Below are 9,142 nucleotides of genomic sequence, written 5' to 3'. Positions count from 1 at the left end.
GGCCCGTGGGAGCCAGCTCCCACGGGCCCTTCGGCGCGGCCGGATCAGGCCTTCTTGGCGCACTCCGCACAGGTCCCGAAGATCTCCAGGGTGTGGGCGATGTCGCTGAACCCGTGCTCGGCGGCTACCGAGTTGGCCCAGCGTTCGACGGCCGGTCCCTCCACCTCGACGGTCGCGCCGCAGTGCCGGCAGACCAGGTGGTGGTGGTGCCCGCTGCTGCAGCGGCGGTAGACGGCCTCGCCGTCGGCGGTGCGCAGCACGTCGACCTCGCCGGCGTCGGCGAGCGACTGCAGGGTGCGGTAGACCGTGGTCAGACCCACCGAGTCGCCTCGGTGCTTGAGCATGTCGTGGAGCTCCTGCGCGCTGCGGAAGTCCTCGATCTCGTCCAGGGCCGCCGAGACGGCGGCTCGCTGCCGGGTCGAGCGGGCGCGCGGCGACGGGCCTGCGGTGGTCACCGTGGGTCCTCCTGGGGGTGTGGGCATCTCGCACCTCATTGTGCCAGCCCCGCCCTCCGGTCCGGAGTGGTCGCGTCGGACGCGCTCTGCCCGGGCAGTTGGACGTCGCAGACCGCGGGGCCGGGGTCGGCCTTCGCCGTCCGGTGCCGGTGGCGGGCCAGCGGTGCGGCGATCGCGCTGAACACCGCGAACACCGCGATGGCGAGCAGCACGATGGCCGGTCCGGAGGGGACGTCGAGCTGGTAGGAGCCGGTGACGCCGGCCAGCGAGACCAGGACGCCGAGGCCGATCGAGGCGGCCTGGGTGGCGGCGAAGGAGCGGGTGAGCTGCTGGGCGGCCACCACCGGGACCACCATCAGCGCGCTGACCAGCAGCAGTCCGACGACCCGCATGGCGACCGTGACGGTGATCGCGGCCATCACCGCGAGCAGCAGGTTGAGGAGGCGCACCGGCAGGCCGGTGACCCGGGCGAAGTCCTCGTCCTGGCAGATCGCGAAGAGCTGGCGGCGCAGGCCCACGGTGACGCCGATGACCACGGCGCCGAGGATGCCGATGGTGACGAGGTCGGCGGGGGCGACGGTCAGGATGGAGCCCCAGAGGTAGCTCTCCAGGCTGCCGGCGCCGGCCTGGGCGGACTTCGAGACGAGCAGCTTGCCGCAGGCCATGCCGCCGTAGAACAGCATGGCGAGGGCGATGTCGCCGCGCTGGTTGCCGCGCGAGCGGACCAGCTCCATGGTGACGGCGCCGAGGACGCAGACCAGGACGGCCATCCAGACCGGGCTGGTGTCGAAGATGAAGCCGAGGCCGACCCCGGTCATCGCGACGTGGCCCATGCCGTCGCCCAGCAGTGCCTGGCGCCGCTGCACCAGGTAGATGCCGACGGCCGGCGCGGTGATGCCGACCAGGACGGCGGCGAGCAGGGCGCGCTGCATGAAGTCGTAGGAGAGCATCTCGGTCATGCGAGCAGCCTCGGCGGGGTGTGGTCGGCGTGCGGATGGACGTGGTCGTGGCCGGGCAGGGCGTGCAGGCCGGTGTTGGGGACGGGCGGGCCGTCGTGCGCGACGCAGCCGTCGCGCAGCACCACGGCGCGGTCGATCAGCGGCTCCAGCGGCCCGAGTTCGTGCAGTACCAGCAGCACGGCCGCGCCGCGTCCGACCTCGGCGCGCAGGGTGTCGGCGAGCACCTGCTGGCTGGTGGCGTCCACTCCGGCCATCGGCTCGTCCATGATCAGCAGGTCGGGGGTGCCGACCAGGGCGCGGGCGATCAGCACCCGCTGCTGCTGGCCGCCGGAGAGGTCGGCGACGCCGTCCCCGGCCCGGTCCAGCATGCCGACGGCGGTCAGCGCGCGGTCCACCGCGTCCCGGTCCCGGCGGCGGAAGGGCAGCAGCCGGTGCTGCGGGAGCCGCCCGGTGGAGACCACCTCGCGCACGGTGGCCGGCACGCCGGAGGCGGCGGTGGTGCGCTGCGGCACGTAGCCGACCCGGTGCCAGGCACGGAACTTGGCGAACGGGATGCCGAACAGGTCCAGGCTGCCGTGCTCCAGCGGGACGGCGCCGGTGACGGCCTTGACGGTGGTGGACTTGCCGGAGCCGTTGGCGCCGAGCAGGGCGACCACCTCGCCGGGTTGCACCGTGAGGTCGACGCCGCGCAGCACCGGCCTGCCGCCGCGCGAGGCGATGGCGTCGTGCAGGCGGACGGCCGGGGGTATCGGGTGGGTCATGGCGTGTTGTCGTCCCCTCAGCTGGTGGTGGCGCCGGCCGTGCCGAGCGCGGCCCGCAGGTTGGCGAGGTTCTGCTCCATCACCGTCAGGTAGGTGTCCTTGGCCGGGTCCTTGACGCCCTCCAGCGGGTCCAGCACCGCGGTCCGGAGGCCGAGGTCCTTGGCGACGGTCTCCGCGAGCTTGGGGCTGACCAGGGTCTCGAAGAAGATCGTGGTGACGCCGTTGTCCTTGGCGGCCTTCTGGACGTCGGCCAGCCGGGCCGGGGTGGGCTCGGACTCCGGGTCGACGCCGTTGATGGCGACCTGGGTGAGGCCGTAGTGCTCGGCGAGGTAGCCGAAGGCGGCGTGGCTGGTGACGAAGGTCCTGGTGTTCGCGTCCTTGAGGCCGTCCCGGAACCGCTGGTCCAGGGTGGTGAGCTTGCCGACCAGTTCGTCGGTGTTCTTCCGGTAGTCGGCCGCGTGCGCCGGGTCGGCCTTGGCGAACTCGGCGCCGACGCTCTGGGCGACCGCCGCGTAGCGGGTCGGGTCGAGCCAGATGTGCGGGTCGCCGGGGGCGCCGTCGTGCTGGTGGCCGTCGCCCTCGGCGTGGCCCTCCTCGCCCTCGCCGAGGTGGTGGTCGACCAGCGGGCTGGCGGCGGTGGCGTCGACGACGTGCTTGGCGCCGGAGTCGGCGACCGCCTTGTCCACGGTCGGCTGGAGGCCCTTGAGGTAGAGCAGAGCGTCGGCCTTCTTGACGCTCGCGACCTGCTTGGCGGTGAGGTCGAGGTCGTGCGGCTCGGTGCCGGCCGGGGTCAGGGTGGTGACCTTGACGTGCTCGCCGCCGATCTGCGAGGCGAGGAACTCCATCGGATAGAACGAGGCGACGACGCCCAGCTTGCCGTCCGTGCCCTTGGCACCGCCGTCCCCGTCGCAGGCGGTGAGCAGGAGGGTGCCGGCGAGGGTGGTCGCGGTCAGGGCGAGAACGGTGCGGGTAGGTCGTCGGATCATCATGACAACCATTCTCAGGTTAGATGGAAATGATTGTCAAATCACTCGGACGGGTGAACGGTGGATGGTGATGATTGGGTTGGGCCGGGCGATACCGATTTGAACCCCGTACCCGTATGGCCGGTAACCTGAGGTATTCGGGTACGCGCAACCAGCCGTGCCCTGACCGTGCCGTCGTACTGAAGAGAGCACTGTGGCCGCCGACAAGATCGACACGATCGTCAGCCTGAGCAAGCGCCGTGGCTTCGTCTACCCCTGCAGCGAGATCTACGGCGGCACGCGTGCCGCCTGGGACTACGGGCCGCTGGGCGTCGAGCTGAAGGAGAACATCAAGCGCCAGTGGTGGCGCGCGATGGTCCAGGCCCGTGAGGACGTCGTCGGGCTCGATTCGTCGGTGATCCTGGCCCGTGAGGTCTGGGAGGCCTCCGGTCACGTCGCCACCTTCAACGACCCGCTGACCGAGTGCCTCTCCTGCCACAAGCGCCACCGGGCCGACCACCTGGAGGAGAAGTACGAGGCCAAGCACGGCTACCCGCCGGCGAACGGCCTCAAGGACATCAACTGCCCCGACTGCGGCACCAAGGGCTCCTTCACCGAGCCCCGGGAGTTCTCGGGCATGCTGAAGACGCACCTCGGCGTCACCGAGGAGGCGGGCGGCCTGGCCTACCTGCGCCCGGAGACGGCGCAGGGCATCTTCACCAACTTCAAGGCCGTCCAGACGACCTCGCGCAAGAAGCCGCCGTTCGGCATCGCCCAGACCGGCAAGAGCTTCCGCAACGAGATCACCCCCGGCAACTTCATCTTCCGCACCCGCGAGTTCGAGCAGATGGAGATGGAGTTCTTCGTCAAGCCGGGCGAGGACGAGCAGTGGCACGACTACTGGCTCCAGCAGCGCTGGGACTGGTACGTCGACCTCGGCCTGCGGACCGAGAACATGCGCTTCTTCGAGCACCCGAAGGAGAAGCTGTCCCACTACGCCAAGCGCACGGTGGATATCGAGTACCGCTTCAACTTCGGCGGCCAGGAGTTCTCCGAGCTGGAGGGCGTCGCCAACCGCACCGACTACGACCTCACGGTGCACAGCCAGGCCTCCGGCCAGGACCTCAAGTACTTCGACCAGGAGTCCGGCGAGCGGTACTTCCCGTACGTCATCGAGCCGGCGGCGGGCCTCAACCGCGCCATGCTGGCCTTCCTGATCGACGCCTACTTCGAGGACGAGGCGCCCAACGCCAAGGGCGTCCTGGAGAAGCGCGTCGGCATGCGGCTGGACCCGCGGCTGGCCCCGGTCAAGGTCGCGGTGCTGCCGCTGTCGCGCAACGCCGACCTCTCGCCGAAGGCCCGCGGCCTGGCCGCCGACCTGCGCACCGCGTGGAACGTCGAGTTCGACGACGCGGGCGCGATCGGCAAGCGCTACCGCCGCCAGGACGAGATCGGCACGCCGTTCTGCGTCACCGTCGACTTCGACACCCTTGAGGACAACGCGGTGACCGTGCGCGAGCGCGACACCATGTCGCAGGAGCGCGTCTCGCTCGACCAGGTGAAGTCGTACCTGGCCGCGCGGCTGATCGGCTGCTGACCGCAGCACACCCGGCCGTCGCGCCGAAGGAGCCCCCGTCCGCCTTCCGGCGGGCGGGGGCTCCCCGCGTCCGGCTCGCCGACCCCGGCCTACCGGCGGCCCCAGCGGGAGCGCGGCGGGCCGGCCGGGGCGGTCGGCAGGCCGGCGCCGCGCAGCGAGGCGAGGGTGCTGCGGTGGCGGCCCTCGTCCTCCAGGAGGGCGGCCAGCAGGCCGTCGTAGAGCCGCCGGTGCGGGGCGAGCGCGGTGGCGAGCCGGACGAGTTCGGCCGGCGGGCGCAGCGCCGCGAGGTCGCGCAGCAGGACGCCGGACAGTGGCTCCGGCAGGGTGCCGGCCAGGTCGGTGAGTTCGGCGGCGGGCCGGCCGGCGGCCTGGCGCAGCAGCGTCCGGGCGTCCTCGGAGCGGCCGGCCCGCTCCAGCCCGGCCGCGAGGGCGGCCAGCTCGGCGGTGGGCGCGGAGCCCCACTCCCAGAGCAGGGTGGCGCTGTCCGCGTGCTGGCCGGCCCGTTCCAGGGCCACCAGCAGGGCCGGCAGCGCGTCGGCCGGGTAGGCCCAGAGGGCGTGGAACAGTTCGGTCGCCTCCTGGGCCAGGCCGGCGGAGCGCAGTTCGGCGAGGGTGCTGGCGGCCTGTGTCGGAGTGCCGGCCGCGGCGCCGCGGGCCAGCTGGACGGAGGCGTCGGGCGGGCCGCCGCGGGCGAGCAGACCGGCCAGCCGGGCGGTGTCGAGCGGGAGGAGCAGGGCGGCGGCCTGGCCCAGCAGGGAGGTGATCTCCTGGGTGGCGCCCTGGCGGTGCAGAGCGGTGATCCGCTCGGCGAGGGCGGTCAGTTCGGCGGGGGAGCGGCGCCGGGGCGGTTCCGGTGGCTCTTCGGGCGCGGGCGGTGGCTGGGGCGCCGGGACCGTCCGGGGCGGGGTCGGTTCGCCGGCCTCCTCGGGGCGGGACCGCGGGGCGCCGAACCGGGCCCCGGTGGCGGGTGGCGGCGGAGCGGCTCGGCGCGCCGACGGGGCGTGCGCTCCTTCCTCCTCCCCCCGCACGCCCCCGAAGCGGGCGCCGGTGGGCTGCCGGGGCACCGGATTGCGGACCGGCGGCTGGCGCAGCCGGTCCTCCAGCGCGGTCAACTGCTCGCTGAGCTCCAGGCAGCGGGTGCCGAGCCCCTCGCGCAGCGTCCGCGCCTGGGCCAGCTGCCGCAGCAGTTCCGCGTCCGGCCGCTGCCGCTCCGGGACGGCCCGCACGGCCTCGGCGAGCCGCCGTTCGCGCTGGTTGGCGTACTGCCGGGCTCGCAGTAATTCGTCCAGCTCGGCACGGAGGTCGAGCGCGTCCTGTTCGCTCTCGCCGCTGTGCTGAGCCGGGGGTTGTTCCGTGTGCCGTATCCGCATGATCGCCGCACCCTGTCCATCTCGACCCTGACTGCGGGTCATCCTGGCGTCGGTATACGGCGACAGAGTTACGGGAGTGCGTCGAAATGTTTGCGACTGCCGTCCAGGACCGCGCAGACGGCACCGGCGGTGAGCAAGCCGACGACGCCCGCCCGGAGCAGAGCCGCCTCGAAGTACGGGTCGGTGGACCACCGGACGGCCAGGTATCCCGCCCCCGCGCCGACGGCAGCGGGCAGGACGAGCCGGCCCGCGCGCCGGCCGACGGCGGCGATCAGCACCGCGGCGCCCGCCGCGGCGGCCAGCCGGGGCGTGCCGAAGCTCCCGGCGTACCGGAGGGCGAGGGCGGGGACGAGGAAGAGCGCGAGGCCCCGGCCGAGGGAGTCCGTGAGCGCGGCCACGCGGGGACCGGCCGGGGCGCCGGGCCGTTTCGCCGCCAGGACGCGGGTCGCGCCGAGCACGGCGACCGCGGTGATCATGCCCGTGAGCCGTTCGCCGAGCCGGGAGAGGTTGTAGAGCAGCACGGTGTCGTAGAGGGCCAGCATCAGGGAGCCGAAGGCCCACAGCTCGACCGCGAGGACGAGCGGCCCGGGGGAGCGGGGCGCGGTGTCCGCCTCCCGCCCCGCGATCCGGGCGAGCAGCGGCGCGGTGACCAGCGCCGACACGACCCGGATGACCAGGTCGTCCACCGTGTACGGGTTGCGCAGCTCCCACTCCACCGCGCAGAACGCGACGGTGAACGAGGCGGCGGCGAGCGGGAGCAGCGGTGAGCGGGCCACCCGGACGTACAGCTGCCGGTCGAGCCGGCGCAGCACGGCGAGGAAGGCCAGCAGGACGAGCGGGAGTTCGAGGAAGGCCTGGACGCGCAGCACGGACGGCGCGAGCAGCTCGGGTGCGGGCGTGTGGGCGGCGACCCAGTCGACGAACGGGTTGCCGCGGGGCACGGCGAACCATCCGGGGGGCAGGTAGCGCGCCACGAACGCGGTGCTGCCGTCGTGCACGCGCTGGACGTAGACGGCGAAGGCCAGTTGGTTGAGGAGGATCAGCGCCACGACGGCGGCGAACAACGCCTCCGGCCCGGGCGCTCCCCCGCGCCCGGGCCGGACCTCCCGCCGCAGCACCCTCGGGGTGAGGGCGAGCGCGGCGCCCACCGACAGCACCGCCGTGGCGTCCAGGGCCGGGGCGATCGTGCTCATCGGCTCCTCCGGCGGGTCGCGCTTCTCCGGCTCGTCGTGCTCGTCGTGCTCGTCGTTCTCGTGGCGCTCGTGGCGCTCGTCGTGCTCGTCATGCCCGTCCTGCTCGTGGCGCTCGCGATGCTCACCGGGCCAGCCGGGTGCGGGCCTCCATCAGGGCGAAGCCGAGCAGGTTCTCCCCGCGCCAGTCGGCCGGTCGGGCGGCCCGTTCGTCATCGGCGGCGAGACCGATGCCCCAGAGCCGGTCCACCGGGCTGGCCTCGACCAGGACGCGCTGCCGGGTGCCGAGGAGGTAGTCGCGCAGGGCGTCGTCCTGCCCGAACTTGGCGACATTGCCCGTCACCACCAGCTCGAACCGCCCGGCGGCCCAGGTGGGTTCGTCGAACCCCCGCACCTGGCGCCCCAGCTTCTTCGCCTCGGCCGGGGTCCGGGCGGCGAGGATCCGCGGCACGATCGCCTCGTCGCCGAACAGCCGGGCCTTCCCGGCCATCATCCAGTGCTCGGCGCTCGCGTACGTCACGCCGTCCACGGTGAAGGGGGACGGCCACCACTGGCTCAGCGCCCCCTGACCGACCGAACCGTCCTGCTGCGGCTGATGCCCCCAGAACATCAGCCACTTCGGCTCGGCGCCGGAGGCGACGGCCGCCACCAGCTCGGCCCGGTTGCGGGTGTCGAGGGGGTTCCCCTGCTCCATGCTGCTCATATCGTCATCCTGACGTAAAGGGGCCCGTGGTGCCAGTGATTTGATCGGGGCGGTCCGCCCGTGACCGGCTCCGGGAACGGGGCTGAATCCTTTGCGCGGGGGCGTGCCTCTTATGAATGTCTCCGACGAAAGGGTCGGACCGGACTGGGAGGTTCTCGTGATCGTTGGCATCGCCGTGGCTGTCGCGCTGTTGCTGCTGTGCACCTGCACCGTGGTCGTGATGAGGAAGCGGGGGCGGGGCCGTGGCTGACGCGGGGGGCTGGCCGGGGGAGCGCCTGGTCCACGCGGCGCAGCGGGGGGACGTCGACTCGATCGCCGCGCTGGTGTCGGGGGCGCACCCGCATGTGCGGCGGTTCGCCCGGACGTTGTGCGCCTCGCCGGAGGATGCCGAGGACGCGGCGCAGGAGGCGCTGATCATCCTGTACCGCAAGATCGGGATGCTGCGGGCCTCCGGTGCGCTGGCGTCGTGGATGTTCCGCATCGTGCGCAACGAGTGCCTGCGCCGGGCGCGGGTACTGCGGCGCGACCCCGCGCCGTCGGGGGACGACACCGTGCTGTCGGCCGAGGAGGAGGTGCTGCGACGCCTGGAGGCCGGGCGGGTGGCGGCGGCGATCGCCGCGCTCCCGGCCGACCAGCGGCGGGTGCTGGTCATGCGGGACATCCAGGGCCTCGACGGGCGGACGGTCGCCGACGCGCTGGGGCTGAGCGGCGCGGCGATGAAGTCACGACTGCACCGGGCGCGATCGGCCGTCCGCTGCGAGCTGCGGGCCGCGCCCGAGACCGTCCTTGGAGGCATCGGTGAGTGATCGACCCGACTTCGCGAGTGCGTCCCTGCCCCGCCACCTGGTGCGCGGCGCGGTGGGGTTCGGCGGCCTGATCGGCGCCTTCGCGCTGCTCCCGGTGGTGGGGCCGGCCGCGCTGCTGCTCCTCCCGATCGGCGTGCTCGCCCTGCGCGGATGCCCGATGTGCTGGACGATCGGGCTGATCCAGACCGTCTCGCGGGGCCGCCTGGAGCGCTCCTGCACGGCGGACGGCCAGTGCCGGCTGAGGGTCGCCGGGTCCGGCTGACGACGCCCCGCGCACCCGAGCGCGCCCGACCGCGACTTCGCGGGCGGGCGCGCGGGCTGTGCGGGAGCCGGTCG

The 9,142-nt window shown here is 73.3% G+C and carries 10 protein-coding genes; 3 read left to right on the top strand and 7 right to left on the bottom strand.

The window, feature by feature from the left end:
• Nucleotides 1–44 precede the first annotated feature (44 nt).
• From ABZ497_RS02770 to ABZ497_RS02755, 4 genes are read right to left on the bottom strand one after another with little or no spacing between them, the layout of a single operon-like run.
• Nucleotides 45–455, bottom strand: a complete 411-nt coding sequence (locus tag ABZ497_RS02770) for a Fur family transcriptional regulator (protein WP_329487566.1) — start codon at nucleotides 453–455, stop codon at nucleotides 45–47.
• Between the two features lie 35 nt (nucleotides 456–490).
• The gene (locus tag ABZ497_RS02765; protein WP_359802970.1) at nucleotides 491–1,414 is read right to left on the bottom strand and encodes a metal ABC transporter permease; all 924 of its coding nucleotides are present in this window, start codon (nucleotides 1,412–1,414) and stop codon (nucleotides 491–493) included.
• Complete coding sequence (locus tag ABZ497_RS02760) at nucleotides 1,411–2,175, bottom strand: metal ABC transporter ATP-binding protein (RefSeq protein ID WP_359802968.1); 765 nt, start codon at nucleotides 2,173–2,175, stop codon at nucleotides 1,411–1,413. Before ABZ497_RS02760 ends, ABZ497_RS02765 begins: the two co-directional genes overlap by 4 nt.
• Nucleotides 2,176–2,192: 17 nt before the next feature.
• Nucleotides 2,193–3,164, bottom strand: coding sequence for a metal ABC transporter substrate-binding protein (locus ABZ497_RS02755; protein WP_359802967.1), 972 nt, complete (start codon nucleotides 3,162–3,164; stop codon nucleotides 2,193–2,195).
• Between the two features lie 190 nt (nucleotides 3,165–3,354).
• On the opposite strand from ABZ497_RS02755, the gene ABZ497_RS02750 reads away from it, so the two are divergent.
• On the top strand, nucleotides 3,355–4,737 hold the full coding sequence (locus ABZ497_RS02750) for a glycine--tRNA ligase (protein WP_359802965.1): 1,383 nt from the start codon (nucleotides 3,355–3,357) through the stop codon (nucleotides 4,735–4,737).
• Between the two features lie 89 nt (nucleotides 4,738–4,826).
• Here ABZ497_RS02750 and ABZ497_RS02745 read toward each other — a convergent pair whose 3' ends face one another.
• The 3 genes from ABZ497_RS02745 to ABZ497_RS02735 all read right to left on the bottom strand — a co-directional run bounded on the left by ABZ497_RS02745 (nucleotide 4,827) and on the right by ABZ497_RS02735 (nucleotide 7,907).
• Nucleotides 4,827–6,107, bottom strand: a complete 1,281-nt coding sequence (locus ABZ497_RS02745) for a hypothetical protein (protein WP_359802964.1) — start codon at nucleotides 6,105–6,107, stop codon at nucleotides 4,827–4,829.
• Between the two features lie 68 nt (nucleotides 6,108–6,175).
• Complete coding sequence (locus ABZ497_RS02740; RefSeq protein WP_359802962.1) at nucleotides 6,176–7,300, bottom strand: hypothetical protein; 1,125 nt, start codon at nucleotides 7,298–7,300, stop codon at nucleotides 6,176–6,178.
• A 121-nt stretch (nucleotides 7,301–7,421) separates the two neighbouring features.
• Entirely contained in the window at nucleotides 7,422–7,907 is a 486-nt protein-coding gene (locus ABZ497_RS02735) for an NADAR family protein (RefSeq protein ID WP_359803008.1), read from the bottom strand.
• Between the two features lie 335 nt (nucleotides 7,908–8,242).
• Between ABZ497_RS02735 and ABZ497_RS02730 the strand changes: the two genes are divergently transcribed.
• Nucleotides 8,243–8,806: a sigma-70 family RNA polymerase sigma factor gene (locus ABZ497_RS02730; RefSeq protein ID WP_359802961.1), complete on the top strand. Its 564-nt coding sequence runs from the start codon at nucleotides 8,243–8,245 to the stop codon at nucleotides 8,804–8,806.
• Nucleotides 8,787–9,068 (top strand): hypothetical protein, encoded by a 282-nt coding sequence (locus ABZ497_RS02725; protein WP_359802959.1) that lies wholly within the window; start codon nucleotides 8,787–8,789, stop codon nucleotides 9,066–9,068. Before ABZ497_RS02730 ends, ABZ497_RS02725 begins: the two co-directional genes overlap by 20 nt.
• The last annotated feature ends 74 nt before the right edge of the window (nucleotides 9,069–9,142 follow it).

Source organism: Kitasatospora sp. NPDC005751, assembly GCF_040630835.1.
Classification (GTDB): domain Bacteria; phylum Actinomycetota; class Actinomycetes; order Streptomycetales; family Streptomycetaceae; genus Kitasatospora.
The sequence above is the reverse complement of the archived record's forward strand: the minus strand, read 5'-3'. Positions and strand labels throughout refer to the sequence as shown.

Bases quoted from the DNA above. Each gene is read 5' to 3' on its own strand.
- ABZ497_RS02765 (WP_359802970.1), bottom strand. From the start codon at position 1,414: ATGACCGAGATGCTCTCCTACGACTTCATGCAGCGCGCCCTGCTCGCC.
- ABZ497_RS02760 (WP_359802968.1), bottom strand. From the start codon at position 2,175: ATGACCCACCCGATACCCCCGGCCGTCCGCCTGCACGACGCCATCGCC.
- ABZ497_RS02755 (WP_359802967.1), bottom strand. From the start codon at position 3,164: ATGATGATCCGACGACCTACCCGCACCGTTCTCGCCCTGACCGCGACC.
- ABZ497_RS02745 (WP_359802964.1), bottom strand. From the start codon at position 6,107: ATGCGGATACGGCACACGGAACAACCCCCGGCTCAGCACAGCGGCGAG.
- ABZ497_RS02740 (WP_359802962.1), bottom strand. From the start codon at position 7,300: ATGAGCACGATCGCCCCGGCCCTGGACGCCACGGCGGTGCTGTCGGTG.
- ABZ497_RS02735 (WP_359803008.1), bottom strand. From the start codon at position 7,907: ATGTTCTGGGGGCATCAGCCGCAGCAGGACGGTTCGGTCGGTCAGGGG.